The sequence below is a fragment of the Streptomyces telluris genome, assembly GCF_024519335.1.
Classification (GTDB): Bacteria; Actinomycetota; Actinomycetes; order Streptomycetales; family Streptomycetaceae; genus Streptomyces; species Streptomyces telluris.
Genome location: NZ_JANIID010000029.1, coordinates 75,558 through 97,783 on the forward strand (window position 1 = coordinate 75,558; position 22,226 = coordinate 97,783).

22 protein-coding genes are annotated in these 22,226 nt (G+C 75.5%); 7 read left to right on the top strand and 15 right to left on the bottom strand.

Annotation, left to right across the window (positions count from 1 at the left end; all coding sequences use genetic code 11):
* Positions 1-14: 14 nt before the first annotated feature.
* The 6 genes from NQU55_RS26940 to NQU55_RS26965 form a co-directional block, all read right to left on the bottom strand.
* A complete protein-coding gene (locus NQU55_RS26940; protein ID WP_240976326.1) occupies positions 15-1,649 on the bottom strand; it encodes a carboxylesterase/lipase family protein in 1,635 nt (544 codons plus the stop codon).
* Positions 1,650-1,756: 107 nt separating this feature from the next.
* Positions 1,757-2,020 carry a ferredoxin gene (locus NQU55_RS26945; RefSeq protein WP_256791328.1) on the bottom strand — a complete coding sequence of 88 codons (264 nt, stop codon included), beginning with the start codon at positions 2,018-2,020 and terminating at the stop codon, positions 1,757-1,759.
* 5 nt (positions 2,021-2,025) lie between these two features.
* Entirely contained in the window at positions 2,026-3,216 is a 1,191-nt protein-coding gene (locus NQU55_RS26950) for a cytochrome P450 (protein ID WP_168092672.1), read from the bottom strand.
* Positions 3,217-3,311: 95 nt separating this feature from the next.
* Positions 3,312-4,697, bottom strand: coding sequence for an FtsW/RodA/SpoVE family cell cycle protein (locus tag NQU55_RS26955; RefSeq protein WP_372504817.1), 1,386 nt, complete (start codon positions 4,695-4,697; stop codon positions 3,312-3,314).
* Positions 4,698-4,758: 61 nt separating this feature from the next.
* On the bottom strand, positions 4,759-6,213 hold the full coding sequence (locus tag NQU55_RS26960; protein WP_256791329.1) for a sensor histidine kinase: 1,455 nt from the start codon (positions 6,211-6,213) through the stop codon (positions 4,759-4,761).
* Positions 6,210-6,893 carry a response regulator transcription factor gene (locus NQU55_RS26965; protein WP_168092673.1) on the bottom strand — a complete coding sequence of 228 codons (684 nt, stop codon included), beginning with the start codon at positions 6,891-6,893 and terminating at the stop codon, positions 6,210-6,212. The genes NQU55_RS26960 and NQU55_RS26965 overlap by 4 nt, the downstream gene beginning before the upstream one ends.
* 173 nt (positions 6,894-7,066) lie before the next feature.
* On the opposite strand from NQU55_RS26965, the gene NQU55_RS26970 reads away from it, so the two are divergent.
* Positions 7,067-7,549, top strand: coding sequence for a hypothetical protein (locus tag NQU55_RS26970; protein WP_168092674.1), 483 nt, complete (start codon positions 7,067-7,069; stop codon positions 7,547-7,549).
* A gap of 187 nt (positions 7,550-7,736) precedes the next feature.
* Here the strand turns inward: NQU55_RS26970 and NQU55_RS26975 are convergent, their stop codons facing one another.
* From NQU55_RS26975 to NQU55_RS26995, 5 genes are all read right to left on the bottom strand, one after another.
* A complete protein-coding gene (locus tag NQU55_RS26975) occupies positions 7,737-8,030 on the bottom strand; it encodes a hypothetical protein (protein WP_168092675.1) in 294 nt (97 codons plus the stop codon).
* Complete coding sequence (locus NQU55_RS26980; RefSeq protein ID WP_168092676.1) at positions 8,030-9,811, bottom strand: peroxidase family protein; 1,782 nt, start codon at positions 9,809-9,811, stop codon at positions 8,030-8,032. Before NQU55_RS26980 ends, NQU55_RS26975 begins: the two co-directional genes overlap by 1 nt.
* Before the next feature lie 55 nt (positions 9,812-9,866).
* On the bottom strand, positions 9,867-11,255 hold the full coding sequence (locus NQU55_RS26985; RefSeq protein WP_168092677.1) for a hypothetical protein: 1,389 nt from the start codon (positions 11,253-11,255) through the stop codon (positions 9,867-9,869).
* Positions 11,252-12,673, bottom strand: coding sequence for a cytochrome P450 (locus NQU55_RS26990; RefSeq protein WP_168092678.1), 1,422 nt, complete (start codon positions 12,671-12,673; stop codon positions 11,252-11,254). Before NQU55_RS26990 ends, NQU55_RS26985 begins: the two co-directional genes overlap by 4 nt.
* Before the next feature lie 354 nt (positions 12,674-13,027).
* Positions 13,028-13,459, bottom strand: a complete 432-nt coding sequence (locus tag NQU55_RS26995; RefSeq protein WP_168092679.1) for an SPW repeat domain-containing protein — start codon at positions 13,457-13,459, stop codon at positions 13,028-13,030.
* Positions 13,460-13,646: 187 nt separating this feature from the next.
* On the opposite strand from NQU55_RS26995, the gene NQU55_RS27000 reads away from it, so the two are divergent.
* Positions 13,647-13,802 carry a hypothetical protein gene (locus NQU55_RS27000; RefSeq protein ID WP_168092680.1) on the top strand — a complete coding sequence of 52 codons (156 nt, stop codon included), beginning with the start codon at positions 13,647-13,649 and terminating at the stop codon, positions 13,800-13,802.
* A gap of 108 nt (positions 13,803-13,910) precedes the next feature.
* Here NQU55_RS27000 and NQU55_RS27005 read toward each other — a convergent pair whose 3' ends face one another.
* From NQU55_RS27005 to NQU55_RS27020, 4 genes are read right to left on the bottom strand one after another with little or no spacing between them, the layout of a single operon-like run.
* On the bottom strand, positions 13,911-14,855 hold the full coding sequence (locus tag NQU55_RS27005; protein ID WP_168092681.1) for a 5-oxoprolinase subunit C family protein: 945 nt from the start codon (positions 14,853-14,855) through the stop codon (positions 13,911-13,913).
* Positions 14,852-15,499 (bottom strand): 5-oxoprolinase subunit PxpB, encoded by a 648-nt coding sequence (gene pxpB / locus NQU55_RS27010; protein WP_168092682.1) that lies wholly within the window; start codon positions 15,497-15,499, stop codon positions 14,852-14,854. The genes NQU55_RS27005 and pxpB overlap by 4 nt, the downstream gene beginning before the upstream one ends.
* The gene (locus NQU55_RS27015; RefSeq protein WP_168092683.1) at positions 15,496-16,269 is read right to left on the bottom strand and encodes a LamB/YcsF family protein; all 774 of its coding nucleotides are present in this window, start codon (positions 16,267-16,269) and stop codon (positions 15,496-15,498) included. The genes pxpB and NQU55_RS27015 overlap by 4 nt, the downstream gene beginning before the upstream one ends.
* Positions 16,266-16,919: a GntR family transcriptional regulator gene (locus NQU55_RS27020; RefSeq protein ID WP_168092690.1), complete on the bottom strand. Its 654-nt coding sequence runs from the start codon at positions 16,917-16,919 to the stop codon at positions 16,266-16,268. The genes NQU55_RS27015 and NQU55_RS27020 overlap by 4 nt, the downstream gene beginning before the upstream one ends.
* Before the next feature lie 108 nt (positions 16,920-17,027).
* Here NQU55_RS27020 and NQU55_RS27025 point away from each other — a divergent pair, with 108 nt between their 5' ends.
* The 5 genes from NQU55_RS27025 (at position 17,028) to NQU55_RS27045 (ending at position 22,200) form a co-directional block, all read left to right on the top strand.
* On the top strand, positions 17,028-17,735 hold the full coding sequence (locus NQU55_RS27025; protein WP_168092684.1) for a DUF969 domain-containing protein: 708 nt from the start codon (positions 17,028-17,030) through the stop codon (positions 17,733-17,735).
* The gene (locus tag NQU55_RS27030; protein WP_168092685.1) at positions 17,732-18,700 is read left to right on the top strand and encodes a DUF979 domain-containing protein; all 969 of its coding nucleotides are present in this window, start codon (positions 17,732-17,734) and stop codon (positions 18,698-18,700) included. The genes NQU55_RS27025 and NQU55_RS27030 overlap by 4 nt, the downstream gene beginning before the upstream one ends.
* A gap of 25 nt (positions 18,701-18,725) precedes the next feature.
* Positions 18,726-19,370, top strand: a complete 645-nt coding sequence (gene pcp / locus NQU55_RS27035; protein ID WP_256791332.1) for a pyroglutamyl-peptidase I — start codon at positions 18,726-18,728, stop codon at positions 19,368-19,370.
* 67 nt (positions 19,371-19,437) lie between these two features.
* Positions 19,438-20,961, top strand: a complete 1,524-nt coding sequence (locus NQU55_RS27040) for a hypothetical protein (protein WP_168096853.1) — start codon at positions 19,438-19,440, stop codon at positions 20,959-20,961.
* Positions 20,962-21,267: 306 nt separating this feature from the next.
* On the top strand, positions 21,268-22,200 hold the full coding sequence (locus tag NQU55_RS27045) for a hypothetical protein (protein WP_505017604.1): 933 nt from the start codon (positions 21,268-21,270) through the stop codon (positions 22,198-22,200).
* Positions 22,201-22,226: the final 26 nt, after the last annotated feature.

The following is a 22,226-nucleotide window of genomic DNA, read 5'->3' on the forward strand; positions in this document are numbered from 1 at the left end:
TTACGCAGTCCGGCTCAGCCCCGCTGCCGGTCCCAGAACCCGCAGTGGTGCTCCTCGCTCAGGCGGATCTGCCGGATGCCGTCCGCGCCCGGCGCGAGGGACTGCGTCAGCCCCCGCTCGTGGAGGGCGGGCCAGTGCGGGGCACCGGAGGAGTTCGGGTCGCCCGTGCGGGCGAAGTGCGTCCAGTAGCCGACCATCCGGTCCGACAGGACGCGCTGCGCGCTGTTCAGGGGCGGCTGGGTCGGGAAGGCGGTGAACAGGTAGGGCAGTTCGAAGGCGTGCGAGGCTCCGTAGGGGAAGCCGGGCACCACCGGCAGGCCGTCCAGGACGGGCGCGTCACGGTCGGCGAACTCGTAGGCGTACGTCGGCACCCGGCCGGCCAGGGCGCGGTCGGCCCGTACCGCCGAGCAGACGAACGTGGTGTCGGTGAGCACCGCGGACCAGGCCAGCGCAGGCGAGGCGTAGTGCGACAGCGGGTACTCCGCCTCGACGGCGCCCGCGGCGGAGCCGAAGGAGTCCGCCAGGCGCGCCCGGTAGTCGCGCTCGTCCCGCAGGGGGAACTGCTCCAGGGTCAGGCCCACGAACAGCCGCATCTCGTCGAGGTTCGAGCCCTGGATCACCGGCACCCGGTGGAAGCGGCCTGCGGTGAGGGCCTTCTCCGGCTCGGCGGGCAGCAGGGCGTTGCCGTGGACCGGCCTGCTGAACGCCTGCGCCAGCTCCGGCGTCGCCAGCTTGTCCGCGCTCAGCCCGCGCAGGCAGTCAAGCGCCCCGGGCCCCTGCGGGCAGCCGAGCCGCCCGGCCGCGGCGGCACCCGCGTCCTGGAGGGTCCGCTGCGCCACGAAGAACTTCGACCCGGGCACGCCCGGAGCGACGGCGCCGCGGGGGAAGGACGTCATGCACGACCCGCTCTGCAGGACCGCCTTGTGGAAGAGGCCGGCCGCGGTGGGCGAGGTGAGCTGGGCGCAGGTGCTGATGGCCCCGGCCGACTCGCCGAACAGGGTCACGTTGTGCGGGTCGCCGCCGAAGCGGGCGGCGTTGGCCCGCACCCAGCGCAGGGCCGCCTGCTGGTCGGCGAGGCCGAAGGCGGGCGCGTCCCCGAGCCCGGGGTGGCCGAAGAAGCCGAAGGCGCCCAGCCGGTAGTTGAGCGTGACGACGACGGCGTCGCCGCGCGTGGCCAGGCGGCCGGCGTCGTACTGGCTGCCGGTGCCGCCGACGAACCCGCCGCCGTGCACCCACACCATGACGGGCCTGCCGTGGCCGGCCGAGCGGCCCGTCGGCGTGGTGACGTTCAGGTACAGACAGTCCTCGGAGCCGGTCGCGGGACCGGTGCCGAAGATCGGCGTCTGCAGGCACTGGGAGCCGGGCTTCCCCGCGTCCCGCACGCCCTTCCAGGGCTCGGCCGGCTGCGGAGCGCGCCAGCGCAGCGGGCCGGTCGGCGGCGCCGCGAAGGGGATGCCCTCGTACGTGGCGTACGTGCCGTGCGCTCTGCCGCGCACCGGGCCGTGGTCCGTGCCGACGACGGGCCGGTCCGGCGTGCCGGGTTCCTGCCCCGGTGGTGCGGCCGAGGCGATGGAGGTGACGGACATCAGGGCCAGGAGCAGGGCGAGGAGAGCCCCGCCCCGGCGACGGGGGAGCCGGACATGCTGCATGCGTATGTCCTTTCCGCAGGTGGGCGCGCGGTCGGGCCCGGGCACCCCGGGTAGTACCCATCCCGAACCAGGGGTATCTCCGCCGCCCGCCCTTACCTGGCGTCACGTCATGGCCGTGGGCCGACGACCTCCGTTCCCTCCGCGACGGTGATGGCCGCCGCGGGACAGGAGTCCGCCGCGTCCAGCACCGTCTCGTCGGGCTCCGTCGTCCCTCTCAAGGGCCGCGAGCGCTCGCCGTCCAGCGCGAACAGCCCCGGCGCCAGGGCCGCGCAGATACCCGAGCCGAGGCACGCGCCCCGGTCCACGGTCACCCGCCACGCCGCCGTGCCGTCCGCCGCGGCCTCCGCCGGGTCCGCCACCGGCTCCGTCACCGGGCTCACCACCCCACCGGCATCGAGCGCGGCCCGCGGACCAGCATTCCCGTCTTCCAGACGATGTCGCCGGCCGGACGGAGCCCGGGCAGCCGCAGGATCAGCGCCCGCAGCGCCTCCTGGAGCTCCAGCCGGGCCAGCGGGGCACCGAGGCAGTGGTGCACGCCGTGGCCGAAGCCCAGGTGCTGGTTGGCCTGCCGGCCGATGTCGAGGACCTCGGGCTCGGCGAACCGCCGGGCGTCCCGGTTGGCCGCGCCGACGGCCACCAGGACCGCGTCGCCCTTGCGCACCAGCGTGCCGCCCACCTCGACGTCCTCCAGCGCGTAGCGGGCGAACGACGCCCCCGCGCCCAGCGGGACGAAGCGCATCAGCTCCTCCACGGCGCCCGGCAGGAGGGCCGGGTCGGCGTGCAGCCGCTCCAGCGCCCCGGGGTGGTCGAAGAGGGTGAGCACGAAGTTGGGGACCTGCGTCGCGGTGGTCTCGTGGCCGGCGACGAGGATGCCCACGCACAGCTCGATCAGCTCGCTCTCGGAGAGCCGGTCGCCCACGTCGCGCGCCTCGATCAGGGCGGTCATCAGGTCGTCGGCGGGCCGGGCGCGGTGCTCCTCGACGAGCCCGGCCATGTAGGCCCGCAGCTCGTCCCGGTTCACCGTCTTCTCCTCGGCGGTCAGCGAACTGGTCGACAGCGCGGCGTCGCTCCACTTGCGGAAGCGCGGGCGGTCCTCCTCCGGCACCCCGAGCAGCCGGCAGATCACGGCGACGGGGATCGGCAGCGCGTAGTCCTCCACCAGGTCGGCGGGCGGCCCCGCCGCGACCATCGCGTCCACCAGGCTCTCGGCGAGCGCGCGCACGTCCGGGCGCAGCTTCTCGACCCGCGGGGTGGTGAACGCCTTCGTCACCAGGGTCCGCAGCCGGGTGTGATCGGGCGGGTCCATGCTCAGCAGACCGGTGTCGCGCGGCCCGTCGCCCCGGCGCGGCTCGTCGTGGTGGACGCTCTCGGCCCGGCTGAAGCGCCGGTCGCCGAGGACGAGCCGGGCGTCGGCGTAGCGGGTGACGAGCCAGGCGGGCTCGCCGTACTCCAGGCGGACGCGCAGCAGCCCCTCGCCGCGGCGCGCCTGCGCGTACTTCCCGGACAGGGCCAGTCCGGTGGGGTCGTTGAAGGGGTAGGCAGTGGGCTCGTCGTGGGTGATGGACATCCGCGCGCCTCTTTCCTGAGTGTCCCTGCGTACAGCAAGCGTCGGCAGAGATGGGTGCCTCAGTCAACAAGGCGTCACCCTCGCGCCGCCCGGGCTCAGTCCGGCCGCCCCCGCGCCGCCCGGGCCCGGCCCGCGCTGTCGCTGATGCGGATCAGCAGCGCCACCATCAGCCAGTTGGCGACGAGCGAGGAGCCGCTCTTGGCGAGGAACGGCAGTGCCTTGCCGGTCAGCGGGATCAGCCCCATCACCCCGCCCGCCACGACGAAGACCTGCAGGGCCAGGGCCGCCGCGAGTCCGACGGCCAGCAGCTTCCCGAAGGGGTCGCGCGCGGCCACCGCGGTGCTCAGGCCGCGCTGGGCCAGCAGCGCGTAGAGCACGAGGACGACCATCGTGCCGGCCAGGCCCAGCTCCTCGCCGACGGTGGTGAGGATGAAGTCGCTGCGGCCGGCGAAGCCGATCAGCTCGGGGTGCCCCTGCCCGAGCCCGGTGCCGGTGATCCCGCCGCTGCCGAAGCCGAACAGGGCCTTGGCGAGCTGGTCCGATCCCGCCCGCTGGCTGTGCAGCGCCTCGAACGGATGCTGCCAGGCGTCGATCCGGCCCTTGACGTGCGGCTCCACCGAGCCGACCACGGCCGCGCCCGCCGAGGCCATCAGCAGGCCGCACAGCACCCAGCTGAACCGCTCGGTGGCCGCGTACAGCATCACCACGAACAGCCCGAAGAAGATCAGAGAGGTGCCCAGGTCCCGCTCGAAGACCAGGACCAGCAGGCTCAGCACCCACACCGTCAGGATCGGCGCGAGCTGCCGGCCCGGCGGCAGCCGGACGCCCAGCACCTTGCGGCCGGTCAGGGCCAGCGCGTCGCGGTGGATGACCAGGTAGCCCGCGAAGAACACCGTGATCATGGTCTTGACGAACTCGCCCGGCTGGAACGACAGCGAGCCGAGATAGATCCAGCGCTTGGCGCCGTAGGTGTCGTCGGGGAAGAACGCCGGCGCCATCAGCAGCACCAGCGCCACGGCCATCGTCAGGTAGATGTAGCGCTGGAGCCGGCGGTGGTCCTTCAGCGCGACGAGCACGCCCACGCACAGGCCCACGCCGATGACCGTCCACATCAGCTGGTTGGCGGCCGTCGGGTCCGAGGAGTAGCGCTCGCCGTAGGAGAAGTCCAGCCGGTACAGCAGCACCAGGCCGGTCCCGGACAGCAGCACGGCCAGGGGGAGGATCAGCGGATCGGCGTACGGGGCCCAGCGGCGCGCGGCCAGGTGCGGCACCAGCGCCAGGCAGGCCGTCGCGCCCGCGAACCCGGCGAAGCCGCCGGGTATCCGGCCGGTCGTCGCGAGGCCGGTGTACGCGTAGCCGAAGCAGCTGATCAGGACGGCCAGGCCGAGCAGCAGCGCCTCCTGGTTGCGCCGCGCCGCGGCGGACGGGTCCCGCGCCTGCGCGCGGTGCTCGTCACGGCCATCGAGGTGCACGGAATCCACGGTCACACGATCACTATCGTGGGCCCCGCCTGAAGGAATCCTGAGATTCCTGAGCGAACCTTCAGGAACCGCGTGTTCCGTAAGCAAGGCCCTCGGAACCGGACTGTTCGGGCGGTGCGCCCCCGGACAGCGGGAACCACGCCACCAGGCGGGCCCCGGTCCCGCCCGGTGCCACGTCGAGGCCCCCGCCGTGGGCGCGCGCGATCTCCCGGGCGATGGCCAGCCCCAGCCCGCTGCCGCCGCTCTCCCTGGCCCGCGCGGCGTCCAGCCGGACGAACCGCTCGAAGACCCGCTCGCGCTCCTCTTCGGGGATCCCCGGCCCGTCGTCGGCCACCTCCAGCACCGCCCGCCCCGCGGCCCCGTCGAGCGACGCCGTGATCACCACGCGCGAGGCGGCGTGCCGCAGGGCGTTGTCGACCAGGTTCGCCAGCAGGCGCTCCAGCTGCCCCGTCCGGCCGCGCAGCGGCACCGGAGCCGCGGCGCGCACCGTCAGCGGCACCCGCGGCGCCGGGCGCCGGGCCGCCTCCTCGGCCGCCAGCAGAGCGAGGTCCGCGGGCTCCCCGGCCGCCATCGGCGCCCGCGCGTCGAAACGGGCCAGGAGCAGCAGGTCCGCCGCCACGTGCTGCAGCCGCACGGTGTCCTCCAGCGCGGCCCGCACGCCCTCGGGCGACGGCCCGCCGGGCGCGGCCAGCGCCACCTCCAGCCGGGAGCGCACCGCGGCCACGGGGTTGCGCAGCTCGTGCGAGGCGTCGGCGACGAACTGCCGCTGCCGGCCCACCGCCAGCTCCAGCCGGTCCAGCGTCGCGTTGACCGTACGGGCCAGCTGCGCCACCTCGTCACCGGCCGCAGGCACCGGCACCCGCCGGTCCAGCGCGCTCGCGGTGACGGCCGCCAGCTCGGTACGGATCGTGGTCACCGGCCGCAGCGCCGCCCCCGTCACCGCCCAGGCGATGGCCGCGGCCAGGCCGATCAGCGGCGGGGCGCCCGCGAGGAGGCCGACCGCGATCGCGTGCGTGGCGCCGTCGACGTCGTTGAGCACCGTCAGCGCGTAGACGTACCGCTCCTGCCGCTCCCCGCCCGGCCCCGGCGGCGCCGCGGCCCGCACCACCACGACGTCGCCGCGGTCACCGCCCGCCGCAAGGCCGCCCGACAGGATGCGGTGGGCCGCGTCGTGCCCGGCCTCCGGGCGCAGCGGGGCGACCTCCCGCGCGAGCGCCTCCGCCGACGGCCGGGTGGTCGCGACCACCGCTCCGTGCGCGTCGAGGACGAGCACGACGTCCACGCCCGTACGCGGCGAGGCCAGCAGCGCGGGCAGCTCCCCGGCGTCCGCCTGCGCGGCCACCTCGCGGGCGGCCAGCTCGGTGCGGCCGGTCGTGGTGTCCAGCAGGTTGGCGCGCAGCACCGTGTACAGCCAGGTGCCGCCCACGCCGAGCACCACCGCCATCGCCAGGGCCGCCGCGGCCGCGCACCTGCCGCGCAGCGTCCGCGGCAGCCGTGGCCGGCGCGCGGCGGTCACGGGCCGCCGCCGTCCGCGGCGATGCGGTAGCCGGTGCCGTGCACGGTCACGATCGTGCGCCGGCCGAACGGCGCGTCGATCTTCCTGCGCAGCGAGGAGACGTACACCTCCACGATGTTCGGGTCGGTGTCGCCGGGGAAGTCCCAGACCTCGTCGAGGATGTCGCGCTTGGCCACCGCCTGCCCGGCGTTCGCCATCAGGTACTGCAGGACGGACAGCTCGCGCGCGGTCAGCTCGATCTCCACGCCGCCGCGCAGGCAGCGGCGCGCCGCGGGGTCCAGCACCAGGTCCCCGGCGCGCAGCGGGGGAGTGCCACCGCCGCCCCGGCGGCGGCCCAGCGCGCGCAGCCGGGCGAGCAGCACCACGAAGGAGAACGGCTTCGACAGGTAGTCGTCGGCCCCCGCGTCGAGCCCCTCCGCCTCGTCGTACTCGCCGTCCTTGGCGGTCAGCATCAGCACCGGCGTCCACTGGCCGAGCCCGCGCAGCCGCCGGCAGATCTCGTAGCCGCTCGGGCCCGGCAGCATCACGTCGAGCACGATCACGTCGTACACGCCGGTGAGTGCCGCCTCCAGGCCGCGGTGGCCGTCGTGGACGGCGTCCACCAGATGGCCCTCGGCGGCCAGCCCCTGCCGCAGGGAACCGGCCAGCCCCGTCTCGTCCTCGACTATCAGAATGCGCACGCCCCAAGCGTCACATATGCCACCAGAAGCACTTGCGGCGTGCCCTGCCGGGCTCGCGCGTGATGTCCCGCACACTCGAAGACATGGCCGTAACCGCCTGATGACCGCCGGGTTGACCCGGGGGAGAGCACGCAGCAACGCACCCCGCCACAGGACGGAGCAGTGGTACATCCATGAGCAAACGCCAGAAGGGCCGCAGGCACCGCAGGGTCAACCGCACTCCGCGCCCGGTCGGCGCGGCCGTCCGCCGCCGTTCCCCGGCCGCGGCCCCGCAGCCGGCCGTCGCGCACACGGCCGCGCAGTCCGCCGCGCCGTCCGCCGCCCGGCAGCCGGTGGCGCAGAAGGCGCCGGAGCGGCCCCTGGAGCGGGCGGCGGCCCGGCCCGCGGCCCGGCCGGCCGCGGTGCCGGAGCGTGCCGCCGCGGAGCGCGCAGCCCCGCCCGCCGCCCCCGAGCTCGGCCGGCACATCGTGCGCACCTGGGAGAGCCTGCGGACGTGCGGCGCTGCCGGAGCCTCCCTGGAAGAGCTGTGCGCGGCCGCCGGCTATCAGCCGCGTACCGTCACGAAGCACGTCCAGGGCCTCGTGGACCAGGGCTTGGCCGAGCTCCGCGACGAACGCTGGTACGCCCGCGACCCGGCCGCGCTGGCGGCCCGTTAGGGTCGCGTCGGGCCGCCGCGGCGTCGGCACCGCCGGGCTCCACGCTTGTGGTCGCTCGCCGCGGCGGCGGAGCGGAGGGCGCGGGGCGCTCTCTCACTCCGCCGCGACGGCGAGGGTCCGGCGGAATCCGGACGACGGCCTGGTCGCTTACGGCTGCCGTCCGCCCGCTCCTGTCCGCCCGGCAGGGCTACCGCCACCGCGGCCGCAGCGGACCGGAGTCACCCTCCTCCAAGCGGCGGTCCAGGGCCGCCAGAACCGCCTCGTGCCGGGCCAGGGCATCGGCCGCGCGCTCCAGCGAGCGCGCGGCCGTCTCCGCGCGGTCCGCATGAGCGGTCATCCGTTTGTGCAGGGCCGCGCCCTCCGCGCCGAGCGAGGCCACCTCCTCGGCGCTCGACCGCAGCCGGGCCGCCTGCTCCCGCAGCGAGCAGGCCTGCGCCCGGACGGGCTGCGACCAGGGCGCCTGCTCCGCGCCGGCGCCCATCACCGGATCCCCCCGGGCCGCAGCATCCGCCAGGGCGCGAACGCGTTGCGCACCCCCCGCAGCGCCGGGGCCAGCTCCGGGTGATGGCGCATCAGCACGTCGGTCATGCCGGTGCGGTCGATCCACTCCATGCCCTCGGGGGTGTAGACCTCCGGGCGGTAGTCCCGGGTGAAGAAGCGGTCGCTCTTCAGCCGCCGGGACGCCATCAGGACGAACACCCGGAACGCCGTGTCGCTGAACGCGAACCCTCGCGGCCGCTGCTCGGCGTACATGCCGACCATGGTGTCGACGCGGTCCAGCCGTCCGTCGTAGACCTCGCGCAGCTCGGCCGCGAGCCCCACGTCACCCCCCGTCAGCTCCTCGAAGCCGGAGACCGGCGGGCGGTGCAGCGCCGCCCGCAGCGCGGTGTAGCGCGGGACGCCCCGTTCCCGGTCGCGCAGGATGTCCACCGCGCCGACATCCACGTGCTCGCCGGAGATCCGCGCGAGGTCGCGCAGGCAGTCGGGGTGGTTGTGCAGCGTGATGTCCCCGGGGTTCATCACGCCGAAGGAGTACAGCAGGTCCGCGAGGCCGTATCTGTCCACCGCCGGCCGGGTGGCCAGAGCCTGCAGCTCGTCGAAGCCCGTGCGCTCGATCAGCGCGCCCGAGCGGTGCGAGTGGATCGCGTACTCGTCGCGGATGAGGGGGTGCATCCGGTAGGCCGCGACGAACTCCTCGGTCATCGAATACGGCGCGGTGTGGTGGTCCGTGGGGGAGCCGGGGATGCCGAACAGCGACTCCCCGCTGCCGAACCGGCCGACCCGGCGCCGCACCCGGGCGGGCAGGACGCCGTACCAGTTCATGTGCATGGCCGCCCGGGTGACGGGGTGGGAGACCACCCCCGGGGTCCACTCCACGGTGTGGATCTTCGCCATGACGGCGGCGTTGACGAGCCGGGCCGTCTGGAAGAGCCGCTCGTCACCCCACGTGGGGTGGGCCGCGGCGATCCGGTCGCAGATGGCGTTGTGCTCCTTGGCGAAGAGCGTGTGCAGCAGGGACAGCCCGACCCAGTAGTTGTCGTTGAAGCCCGTGAGGTCGATCCCGGACAGCCCCGGCGCCGTCTCGTCGGGCAGCCGCCCGTCCGTCAGGGCGAGCTTGCCCCGCTCGCCCGTGCGCAGGGCCCGGCAGCGCTCCTCGCTCGAACCGTACAGCTGGGAGCCGTCCCACCAGTGGCTGACGGTGTTCTCGTACGTGGGCGGGTGCGCCGGGCCGGTGGGGCCGGGACGTCGGGCCGGGTCGGGGCGGGAGCGGCGGACGAGCATCGGGCACTGCGGCCAGTCGTCGTCGGCGGCCAGCGGCACGTCCAGCGGGCCGTCGGTCTTGTTCTCCCCGTGGCTGAACCAGCCGTGGTTCTGGAACTGGATCCAGGCCGCCGCCAGCAGGTTCAGCCCCGTGGCCGGGCGGAAGCCGGAGCGGCGCAGCAGCTGCCGGCTGACCTCCCGGGGGCTGGGCGAGAGCAGGCCGTCGTCCTCCGGCTCGGGGAAGGTCTCCGGCAGGGCGCAGTTGCGGTCGAACCGGGTGCCCGCCCGGCCCATGTCGGCATCGGCGGGGTCGTACCCCGAGCCGTCGTAGCTGCGGTGGGGCAGCAGCGCGGCGGTGGGCGTACGGGGGCGCTCCCCGCCGGCCCCGTAGGTGTCGTGCAGGTTGTGCGCCCGCAGCGCTTGCCGCTGTCTCCTGAGCTCCAGCAGCGCGAGGGGGAAGGGGAGGGAGTGCCACTCGCGGCGTCGCGGTACCGGCGTCATCGACAGTTCTCCGTGAGGTTTGCAGAAGGTGCTTCGGACACTCGGGCGCGCCGGCCTACCCGGCCGGGAGGCGGTGGACGACGGACCGCCCGGCCCGGCCCCGGTACGGGGCGAGCAGCTCGTCCACCCGGTCGCGGGTCTCGGGGGCGGTCTTGTCGAGGCTGTGGGCGTAGGCCTCCGCGCCGTGGCACTGCGGGACGTCGTACGAGGGGTCCGCCCAGGTGATCTCCAGCAGGCCGGGCGGCGGGGGGAGGGCCGGGACGGGGCCGTGGCCTCCGAGACGGGGCGTCAGGTCGTGCTCCTCGGCGAGGGCGACGAGGCGGGTGCGGGGGTCGGACGGGCGCCGGGGTGCGGCCGGCGAGCCGACGGCGACGACGTGCGTGAACCGCAGGCGGGTGCCCGCCTCCGGGGCACGGGCCAGGTGCCCGGCCGCCGCGCCGCCGTGGCCGTGCCCGACGAGCGCGACCGGCATCCCTTCGGGCACCGTGCGCAGCAGGGCCTCGCGGACGGCCCGGGTGTACGGGGAGTCGCCGCGGTTGAGCCCGGCGACGGCTCCGACCAGCTCCTGCGGGGAGGCCGTGCGCGGCAGGACGAACCCCGGGCCGGGCAGCAGCACCAGGCAGCGGGCGACGCCGTCCGGGCCGGTGACGTGCCGGGTGAGCATTCTGCCGGGCCCGAGGGCCGCCAGGTTGCGCAGGTGGGCGGTGATGCCGCCGTCGTCGTCCAGGCCGTCGAGGAACGCCGGGTCCGGCGGCTCGGCGACGGCCCTCTCCCGGCTCCGGAGGAGGCCGGGCCGGGCCCCGGTGCGGGGGCCGGGCACGGAACCGGCCCCGTCCGCGGTGCCCGTGACCGTGTGCCAGGCCGCCGCGTCGTTGAACGGATTGCCGTCCGTCAGCGCGCACCAGGCGCTCACGTCGCCGAGCGCGGGGGCGAGCGCGGCCAGGGTGTGCCCGGCGCCCCGGACGCGCACGCGCTCGCGGAGGATGCGCAGGGCCAGCTCGGGCAGCCCGGCCTCGACGGCGACGAGCAGCCGCCGCACCGGGCTCTGCGCGGCGTACTCCGCGTGCCGCGTCGCGCACAGCCGGATCCGCAGCCGCAGCGCGGTGGCCGCCAGATCGGCCGCGAGGCTCCTGCGGACGGCGGCGGCGCCGGCCAGCCGGGCGATCCGGCCGGCCCGCCCCCCGTCGGGGGCGTAGCCGAGCCCCGCGGCGTCGGTGAGGACGTGGGCCAGGGCCTGCGCCGCCCGCAGCCCGCGGCGGGGCGAGCGGCCGAGCGAGGCGAGCAGCGCGGGGTCGCCGGCGACGGCCGTGACCGCGAGCCCGGCCGCCCGGACGGCTTCCGCGGCCTCGCCCAGCTCGCGGGCCACGGCGGTGAGCCGGGCGGCCGCCGCGTCCTTCGGTCCGGCTCCCGTGTCCCGGGAACCCGGCGTGCCCTCGGCCGTCATGCGCCCTCCTCCGGTGTACGGGCGGCGCGGATCCCGATCCGCAGCCGCGAGGTGTCGAAGGTGTACGGGAGCGGGTGGCCGGGGCCGAGCCGGGCCCCGGCGACGGCCAGCTCCCCGCCGCGCAGCAGCTCGGCGACGAACGCCGTGGCCAGCTGCAGTCCGAGCTCCATGCCGCTGCACTGGGCCTCGCCCCGGCTGAACGGGCTGACCGCCCAGTCGCGCTCGGCGGTGCCGTCCAGCCACTTCTCGGGCGCGAACCGGTGCGCGTACCCGATCCGTTCGCCGTCGCGGGCGTGGAACGCGGTGGGCACGAGGACGTTGACACCGCCCGGTGCGACCGAGTCCCGCCAGCGGGTCTCGCCGGTGGTCCGGCGGGCGAGGCCGGTCACGGGTGGCCACAGCCGGGCCGCCTCCTGCACACAGGCGCGCAGGTAGGGCATGCCGAGGAAGCCCGGGACCGTGCGCGGCCCGTGGGTGCGGTCCGCCGCCCGGATCTCCTCCGTCGCGCGCTCGTGGTGGCGCGGGTGCGTGGCGAGCAGGGCGAGCGTCTGCGCGGCGACGGCGCTCAGCGCGCCGAGCGCCATGAACCAGTGGCTGACCTGGCACTCCGGGGCGGTCTCGGGGCCGCGGGGAGCCGCCGCGAACAGCCCCGCCAGGCTGCGCGGATCGGCCTCGTACAGATAGCGGGCCTGACGCTGCATCATCCTGCGGCGGAGCCGGCGGGTGCGGCGGGCCCGCCAGCGGCGCGCACCCATCCAGTTGGCCTCGGCGAGCAGCCCGGCCAGGAGCCGGGAGAACTCCTCGTCGTCGGCGGCGGCCTCGCCCAGGAAGCAGCGCCGCCCCACGCGCTCGAAGCCCTCGCGCAGCGTCTCCGGGCGCAGCCCGGCCACCGCCTCGGGGCCCAGCAGGGCCGCGGCCTCCTCGCCGGCGACCCGCAGGAAGCGGTCGGCGAGCCGGTGCACCGGGCAGCCGGCGTCCAGGACCGCGTCGTTGAACATCCGGCGCACCATGCGCTGCCGGCCGTGCGAGGCCACCAGCGTCTCGGGCTGGACCGCCGCGAACCCGCTCACCTTCTCCCAGGTGTCGACCGCGTACACCCCCACCGGCCCCGAGAGGACCTGCCGGGCGTCGTCGGCGTCCAGCACGAGGAGCGTGGGGCCGGCGGCGCCGCGCACCATGACCGGGCCGCGGCCGTACCGGCGGCGCAGGCGGCGCATGGCCTCCAGGCCGTGCCGGGAGGTGTCCGCCCGGGCGAGGAGGGCGGCGATCCGGGGCCGGGAGCGGAAGACGCCCTTGAGGTAGTTGGGGAGGAAGTAGACGAGGGTGAGCCGGAGGTTCTCCGCCGCGGACGCGGCGGGCAGTGCCGTCCCCCGGCCCGTGCCGACCCCGGGCGCGCTGTAGCTGTAGAGGTGACTCATCCCTGGGCCTTCCCCCGGTCGCGCGGCCCCTCGGGCAGCGCCTCGATCGTCATGCGTCGGACCTCATGAGGTTGGAGTGATCAGTGGGAGGGGGAGCATTGCCACTTCCCGTCCGGCGGAGTCATCAGGTACGAAGATCACCCGAGTTTTCATCCCCCGGAGTGAATCGGGCGGTTGTTGTTGCCGCCCGGTGTTTGCGGCCGGTGTTTGCGGCCCGGCGTTCGCCGCCCGGGAAGCGCTCCGGCCCCGCCGCCCGGTGTGCGGGCGGCGGGGCCGGAGGGGGAAGACCGCCGAGAGGTGACGGCGCGAACGGAGAGAACGGCGAAATTCAGCCTTTTTCAGACCGTGCAGCGGTTACTGCCGTGACCTCGCCATCCCCATGCGTGCCAGGGCGAGGGCCAGCAGGCACGCCACCGCGCCGGTGATGACGTTGCTGACGACGGCGTGCGTGATGAAGGCGTGCCCGGAGACGACCCAGGGGGAGATGATCGTCCAGGCGCCGAGGCCCAGGGCGGCCCAGCTCATCGCGTGCGTGCGCTCGTAGGCCGGGCCGAAACCGCCGACCAGGCAAGCAAAGGCGACTCCCACGATCAGGTTATGGATGGCAAGAGTGGAGGCGCCGCTGAAGCCCACAATCCATGGAGAGGCGGCCAGATAGACACCGCAGAGAAGGGCGAGTGCCTCGACGGCCTGGGCGACGGGCGTGCTCGTCGCCGCTTCGGAGTGGGCGCGGAGCGCCAGGATGTCCGGGTGCTGTTCTATCCGGGGCGACGTAGGAGCGGTCACGTCAGCCACCTTCTTTCCGTGTCAGGTCGGACCTGCCTGCATTTTAACCTGATTGGAGGGATTTTCACCTGAATGGTGGTCGTCATATCTGGCGATTTCCCCTGTGTTGGGGGCCGGTTTCGGGCCGTCACCCTGGGGGAACCCGGCCAGTCGGTTTCCGGGGGTTCGGCGAGGCGAGGAGGCGGCCGTGGAGCAGCTCAAGGGACAGGGCGAGCGGATGCAGCACCGGGGCGAGAGCCGGGAGGAGACCGCGCGGGCCCGCCGTCCGGTCCCGGGCGAGACGCCGGAACGCACCGGCGAGGACCCGGATGCGGAGTCGCACATCATCCGCGGCCTGGACTGAACGCGGGGGCCGCAGGCCCGGGGCGCGGGCCCCGGGCGGCGGCCGGGCGGCGGGACTGCCGGGCACCGGAACCGGCCGGGCCCGGGGAGCGCGGCCGCCGCCGCGGCGTCAGCCCCGTACGGGCACGAACCGCACCGGCGTGCCGGGCACGGCCTGCGCCACGGCGGCCAGTTCCGCCTCGGGCACCACGCCGACGACGGGATAGCCGCCGGTCGTCGGGTGGTCGGCGAGGAAGACGACGGGGCGGCCGTCCGGGGGCACTTGGACCGCGCCCAGGACCATCCCCTCGCTCGGGAGCTCGCCCTCCGCGGCGCGCTCCAGGGCCGGGCCTTCCGTGCGCAGGCCGATCCGGTTGCTCGCGGCCGCCACCCGGAAGCCGCCGCCGGCCAGGGTGCGCAGCGCGGCGGGCGTGAACCAGTCGTCGCGCGGACCGAGCACGACCGGCAGCACCAGAGCACCGACCGGCGGGCCCGGCCACGGGACGGCGTCGGCGCCCGTGGACGGCCCGCAGGGCGCGCCGAGCGGCAGCTGCGCGCCCGCGGTCAACGGCTCCGGCCCCAGCCCCGACAGCAGGTCGCGGGAGCGGCTGCCGAGGACGGGCGGCACGGCGAGGCCGCCCGCGAACGCCACGTAGCTGCGCAGCCCCCAGGAGGCCCGGCCCACGTCGAGCACCGCGCCCGCCGGGACCCGCACCGCGGCACCCCACGCCACGGGGCGGCCGTCGACCCGCACCGGGCAGGGGGCGCCGGTCACCGCGACGGTCACCGCCGCCGCGGTGCGCACGGCGCAGCCGTCGACGGTGGTCTCCAGCGCGGCGCGGCCGGGCGGGTTGCCGACGAGGCGGTTGGCGAGCGCGTGCGCGGGCCGGTCCAGGGCGCCGGAGCGGCCCACGCCCAGGTGCGCGTGGCCGGGCCGGCCGAGGTCCTGCACGGTCGTCAGGGCGCCGGGCCGGACGACGGTCAGGGCGGGCGCGCCGCCGTCCGGGCGGTTGTCCGTTCCGGGCGTGCTTCCGTCCGTTCCGGGCACTCGGCTGTCCGTTTCGGTCCCGGTCATATGGTCACCTCGAACCGTACGCGGGTGCCGGGTGCCAGCAGCGCCGCCGGTTCCCGCGCGGCGTCCCACAAAACCGCGTCCGTACGGCCGATGAGCTGCCATCCGCCGGGGGAGGAGCGGGGGTAGACGCCGGTGTACGGGCCTGCCAGGCCGACGGCGCCCGCGGGCACGGAGGTGCGGGGCGTGGCCCGGCGGGGCACGTGCAGACGCTCCGGCAGGCCGGTCAGATAGCCGAAGCCGGGGGCGAACCCGCAGAACGCGACGCGGAATTCGAGACCTGAGTGGAGGCGGGCGACCTCGTCCTCGGCGACCCCCCACAGGGCGGCGACCTCCGCGAGGTCGGCCCCGTCGTAGCGGACCGGCAGGACGACGGGCTCGCTGCCGGCGGCCGCGAGCGGCGGCACGTCCCAGTGCACGATGTCGGCGGCGAGGGCCTGCGGGTCGGCCAGTCCGTCGAGGAGGACGGTCCGCGCGGCCGGCACGATCTCGGTCACGGGCGGCAGGGTCCCGCCGGCGCGGCGCCGCAGCAGCTCGGCGTGCAGCGCCTGCGCCTCCTCGGTGCCCGCCACCTCGACGAGCAGGGCGTGCGGGCCGACGCGCAGGGGGCGGCGGGGCGGCGGGGCGTCCGCGCGGGGCGCGGTCATGCGAAGGCCTCCAGACGGACGTCCGCGGCCTCCAGCGCGGCGCGGACCCGGCGGGCGAGGTCCGCGGCGCCCGGAGTGTCGCCGTGCAGGCACAGGGAGCGGGCCCGGACCGTGACCTCCTCGCCCGTCAGCGACGTGACGGCCGCCTCCCGGGCCATCCGCACGGAGCGGGCGACGACGGCGTCCGGGTCGAGGACGACCGCGCCGGGGGTCCGGCGCGGCACCAGGGTGCCGGCGGCCGTGTAGGCGCGGTCGGCGAACGCCTCGGTGACCACCGGCAGGCCGGCCCCGGCGGCGGCCTCGTGCAGCCGGGAGCCCGGCAGGCCCAGCACGGGCAGGGCCCCGCCGGCGCGCAGCACCCCGGCGACGACGGCCGCGGCCTGCTCGGCGTCGGCGACCGTGCGGTTGTAGAGCGCCCCGTGCGGCTTGACGTAGGCGACGTCCGAGCCGGCCGCGCGCGCGAAGGCGCGCAGGGCGCCGATCTGATAGGTGATCTCGTCGGCGAGCTCGTCCGGGGGCACGTCCATGGCGCGGCGCCCGAAGCCGGCCAGGTCGCGGTAGGAGACCTGCGCGCCGATGCGCACGTCCCGCTCGGCGGCCCGCTCGCAGACCCGGCGCATCGTGGAGGGGTCGCCGGCGTGGAAGCCGCAGGCGACGTTCGCGCTCGTCACCACGGACAGCAGGGCCTCGTCGTCGGTCAGGTGCCAGCGCCCGAAGCCCTCCCCGAGGTCGGCGTTGAGGTCGAGCACGGCGGTGCCGTGGGCGTTCATGCGTTCTCCCCTTCCCGCTCCCGCAGGGCGCCCAGGATGAGCTCCAGGGCGTCGTCCAGATAGGTGGTCAGCTCGCTCTCCGCGCGCCCGTACTCACCGTCCTCCAGGAGCGTGGCGAGGGCGCGGTTGCGCGCCAGGAAGGGCTCGTGGAAGCGGTGCGCCGAGGGCATCGCGTGGAAGGCCAGGCGTAGTTCGGCCATCAGCCGGTCCATCGCGGCGTCGATGCGCGGGCTGCCGGACAGGGCGGCCAGCGCGCGGTGGAAGCGCAGGTCGGCCGAGCCGACCTCCTGCCAGTCGCCCCCGGCGGCGGCGCGCTCGGCCTCGTCCACCGCCGCGGTCACGGCCTCGCGCAGCGGCCGCCCGGCCCCCGCGGCGGCCCGGACGCCGGCGCGCTCCAGGGCGGCGCGCACGCGGTAGATGTCGGTGACGTCGGCGGCGTCGACGACGCGGACGAAGACGCCGCGGTTGAGCCGGTGCACGACCAGGCTCTCGTGGATGAGCAGGCGGAACGCCTCGCGCAGCGTGTTGCGCGAGACCCCGAGGTCCCGGCCGAGGGCCTCTTCCGAGAGCCGGGTGCCGGGCGGCAGGCCGCCGCCCTCGATGCGGTCGCGGAGCGCGTCGGCCACGCGCTGCGCAGTGGACAGGGCCATCGTCATCCCCAATACCTATTGAGAATTGTTGAACAATATCTTAGCCTCCTCGCCAATCCCCTCACCTGATCGAGTGAGGTCCGTCCGGGATCCCGGAAGGCGGAGCGCATGATCGTTCTCCTGGGCGTCCTCGTGGTCGTGCTCGGCTTCGCCACGAGACGCAACCCCCTGCTGGTGGTCGGGGCCGCCGGCATCGTCACCGGCCTCCTCGGCGGCCTCTCCCCCCAGCGCGTCCTGGCCGCCTTCGGCACCGGGTTCGCCTCCAGCCGCTCGGTGACGATCTTCGTGATCACGCTGCCCGTCATCGGCCTGCTCGAACACCACGGCCTCCAGGAACAGGCCCGCCGCCTGATCACCCGCTTCGCCGGGCTCACCGCGGGCCGCTTCCTCGCGCTCTACCTCCTGCTGCGCCAGATCGCGGCCGCCGTCGGCCTCAACAACGTCTTCGGGCACGCCCAGACCGTGCGGCCGCTCGCCGCGCCCATGGCCGAGGGCGCCGCCGAGCGCCGCCACGGGCCGCTGGGCGAGAAGGCCCGCGAGAAGGTCCGCTCGTTCGCCGCGAGCGCGGACAACGTCGGGCTCTTCTTCGGCGAGGACGTCTTCCTGGCCGTCGGCTCGATCCTGCTGATCACCGGCTTCGTCAACACCACGTACCACACGCACCTCGAACCGCTGCAGCTCGCGCTGTGGGCCATTCCCACGGCCCTGTGCGCCCTCGCCGTCCACGGCTGGCGGCTGCTGCGGCTCGACCGCCAGTTGCTCGCGGGGGCCGGCGGGCCCGGCCGCAACGCCGAGCCCGGGGAGAACGTCAAGTGATCAAGGCGGAATGGTTCTACTGGCTGGTCGGCGGCATCTTCCTGGTGATGGCCGCGCAGATGCTCACCGACCGCACCAACCCCAAGCGCGTCGGCACCGCCGCCTTCTGGGGCCTGCTCGGCCTCGGGTTCGTCTACGGCACCTGGGTCGCCGACAAGTCGGCCCCGCCCGAGCCCCTGGGCGCGGCCGTCCTCGTCATGGTCTGCCTCGCCGGCTTCGGCTTCACCGGCCGCGGCAAGGGGACCGCGGCGACGCCCGCGCAGCGGGAGGCGCGGGCCGAGCAGTGGGGCAGCCGCCTCTTCGTCCCCGCGCTCACCATCCCCGTCGTCGCCCTGGTCTGCGCGGTCGGCGTCAAGAAGCTCTCCGTGGGCGGCGAACCCGTCCTGCAGAAGGGCAGCGAGACCATCCTCGGACTCGGCATCGGCGCCGTCGTCGCCCTCGCGGTGGGCATGGTGATGCTGCGCGAGAAGCGGATCTCGACGCCCGTGCACGCCGGGCGGTCCATGCTGGAGTCGATGGGCTGGGCCATGCTGCTGCCCCAGCTCCTCGCCACCCTCGGCACCATCTTCTCCGTCGCCGGCGTGGGCGACCAGGTCCGCAGGATGACCACCGCGGTGCTGCCCGACGGCTCCCTCTTCCTGGCCGTCGTCGTCTACTGCGTCGGGATGTTCCTGTTCACCGTCGTCATGGGCAACGGCTTCGCCGCCTTCCCCGTCATGACCGCGGCCGTCGGCTGGCCGGTCCTCGTCGTCCAGGAGCACGGCAACGGCCCGGCCGTCCTCGCCATCGGCATGCTCGCCGGCTTCTGCGGCACGCTCGTGACGCCCATGGCCGCCAACTTCAACGTCGTCCCCGCGGCCCTGCTCGAACTGAAGGACCAGTACGGGCCCATCAAGGCGCAACTTCCCACGGCCGTCGCCCTGCTCGGCTGCAACATCGCCATCATGTACCTCTTCGCCGTCTGACGGCCCCGGGAAGGGAACGACCATCATGACCCGCGTCCTGCTCACCGGCTTCGAGCCCTTCGACGGAGAGGCCCTCAACCCGTCCTGGGAGGCCGTGCGCGCGGCCGCGGCGCACCCGCCCGAGGGGCTCGTCCTCTCCACCGCCCGGCTGCCCTGCGCCTTCGGCGCCTCCCTCGACGCCCTGCGGGAGGCCGTCGAGCGCACCGCGCCCGACGTCGTGCTGTGCGTGGGGCAGGCAGGCGGCCGCCCCGACGTCACCGTCGAGCGCATCGCCGTCAACATCGACGACGCCCGCATCCCCGACAACGCCGGCGCGCGGCCCGTCGACGAGCCCGTCGTCCCCGGCGGCCCCGCCGCCTACTTCTCCACCCTGCCCGTCAAGGCGTGCGTCGCCGCCGTCCGGGACGCCGGCCTGCCCGCGTCGGTCTCCCAGACCGCCGGCACCTTCGTCTGCAACCACGTCTTCTACGGCCTGATGCACCTCGCCGCCACCGAACGCCCCGGGCTGCGGGGCGGATTCGTCCACGTCCCCTACGCCCCCGGACAGGTCACCGACCGGGCCCTGCCCTCCCTGCCCGTCCCCGCCGCCGCGGAGGCACTCTGTGTGATCGCCGTCACCGCCGCCGGGCGCACCACGGACATCCGTGCGGAAGGCGGAGCCACACACTAGGGACGCGGCGGACATTCCGCCCGTGCCGTTTCGTCCGTTGTCCGTGCGACCGCCTACTCTGTGCGACGTGACTTCTCCAGCCCCGGCGGCCGCTCCGCCCCAGCTCAACGGGCCGTCGCGGCCGGCACCGGGCCCGGCCGCCGACGAGGGCCTGGCCCGCCGCCTGCGCGCGCTCGCCTGCACCGCGCCGCTGCACGACCTGGACGCGCGCAAGGCCAACCTCGCGGGCGAGTACGGCGTCTACGCGATGGCGGAGGTGGCGCTCGCCGCCATCGACCTGGTCACGCTCAACATGGACTTCGACACCGGCGCCGACCACGAGCAGATAGTGGCCCGCCTGCAGCCGCGCGTCGCCGCACAGGCGCCCGGGCGTCCGCAGGCCGAGCACGAGCGGGTGGCCCGCTGGGTGCTGGAGAACCTCATCAACGTCGGCAGCGTCGACCGCGGCTTCCGCGCCGTCTACGGCACCTTCGGGGCCGACGGCGTCTACGTCCGGCGCGACTACGACTTCAAGCTCGTCGAGGAGGTCCCCGGGCCCGGGGGCACCGTCTTCCTCCGCACCACCGACGAGGCCGTCAACGTCCTGGTCGGCGCCCTCGACACCGACGTCACCAGCGCCCAGATCGCCGCCGAGGTGAAGCTGGAGGTCCTCATCAGCCGGGGCCGCCTCGCCGACGCCCAGCTCGCCGCCGAGCAGGCCCGCTACCGGACCGTGCAGTATGCGGAGACCCTCCGCAAGACCCTCGACGCCACCCGGCGCAACGTCCGCGCCGTCGACTGGCTGCGCGCCGTGCCCGACATGATCGCCGAAGCGCTCGACCACGTCGCCGACCGCTACCGCCACGAGAACGCGATCCTCACCAACATCCGCAAGGCGCGCGACGAGGCCGAGGAGCCCGAGAACAAGCGCCGCGCCGCCGAGCTCGTCGACATCGTCAAGGACTGCATCCGCCGCCACACCCAGCTGCAGTCCCGCCTGCTGGAGGCCGGGCCGCTGTTCCGCGCCGAGCAGGACCGGCAGGCGTTCGCCACCTCCGCCGGCCGCGCCGGCCTCGACCTCTACGGGCAGCTCCTCGCCCCCGTGCTGCCGCTGCCGCTGGAGCAGGCCGGGCGCGTCACCGACGCCTTCTTCGCCCGCGGCACCGGCCTGCGCACGCCCGTCTCCGTCCGCGTCGGCGACCTCGTCGACATGCTGCTCACCCCGCCCGCCGAGCGCGAGCACCTCGGGGCGGAGATGCCCGAGCCGGACCTCATCGCCACGCCGGACGACAGCCGCTTCAGCGAGGAGCAGCTGGCGAGCGCCATGGAGCTGCTCAGCCTGCCGCCCGACGCCCCGCGGCGCCTCTCCGGCCTCCTCGCCGAGGCCCGCCGCCGCGACCCCGAACTGCCCTACCTCGTCGCCCTCCTCGCCGTCCACGCCGCCAGCCCCGCGGTCGGCACGGCCTACCGCCAGGGCGAGCAGTCCCTGCTCTTCGCCGTCGACGACGGCACCGTCCTCGACGACCCCGAATTCGGCGGCGCCGACCTCATCGTCGGCACGGCCCTCCTGGACGCGGCCGGAATGGCGGCGGACCGCGCGGAGGCGTCATGACGGGGCGCCTGTGGCGTGCGGTCCGCGGGTGCGACCGGCCCGGCATTGCGGCTCGCCCGCGGGCGACGCCGACGGCTTGCGGCCGTCCCGGCACCGCCGGCCTGCACCGCACGTCTCCTCGCCGCTGCGGCGGGAAGGAAGGCGCCGGCAGACGTCCCGGCACGGAGAACCCCGCGGCCGCAACGGCCGCCGACGCGTTCCCGGGAAGCCCGGCCCGCCCTTCCGCCGCGACGGCGACCGGCCGCGACGGCGCGTCCCGGCGGTGCCGAACCCACCGCACGACCTCTTCCGCAGGAGAAGCACACCGTGACTGAGTACGACGCCGAGGCCCCGGCCGACGAGCCCGGCACGGGCGCGCCCGAGAGCAGTGAGGCACCCGCCACCGGCGGCACCGGCACCGTGACCCCGGCGGACGCCGCGGACGCCGCGCGCCTCGTCGCGTTCGGGCTGCAGCCCAAGCTCGTGCCCGCACGGGACGCCGAGTACGCCGAGCTGCTCCGCCGCCACCGCGACGACCCCGCGTTCGCGCGCCTCGCCGACGCCGTCGCGGCCGGTCTCGGCCTGATCGTCCTGGAGGTGTCCACGCGCGCCGGCATGGCGGTGACCGCCGCCGAGGACTCCGTCTTCGCCGTCCGCATGGGCGACTACGCCCGCCGCGCCACCGTCGACTCCGGCGACCGCTTCCTGCACGGCCTCGCCCACCTCGCGGTCGCCGCCCTGGCCTTCCCGCGCCCGGAGGACCTGGCCGACGACGGCTACATCGGCCGGCTCACGGTCAACGGCGTGGACGCGTTCGTCCGGCAGGCGTGCCGCCGCCTGGAGGAGCGCGCCGCCGAGCAGGGCGAGAACACCGACCCGACGACGGACGCCCCCGGCCTGGAGGCCGCCTGGCGGGTCTACGCGCGCCGCAGCGCGACCGGCGCCACCAAGGACGCCCGCCGCCTGGCCGGCTCCACCACGGGCATCATCGCCAAGGCCGTCGCCTTCCTCGTCGACTCCGGCTTCCTGCAGCGCACCGGCGACGACGCCGGCGGCGCCTACCGCACCACGGCCCGCTACCAGCTCCAGGTCCGCGACATGGCCGGCACCGCCGCCATGGCCGAGCTGCTGGAGCTCGGCGTCGTGACCGTGGGCGACGGCAGCGCGACCCTCCTCCCGCCGGACGGGGCCGACGCCCTCGACCTGGTCGCCGACGCCGGCCTGCCCTTCTTCGAAAACCAGCACAGCCACTCCGCCTGACCACCGTCCCGCCACACACGAGAGTC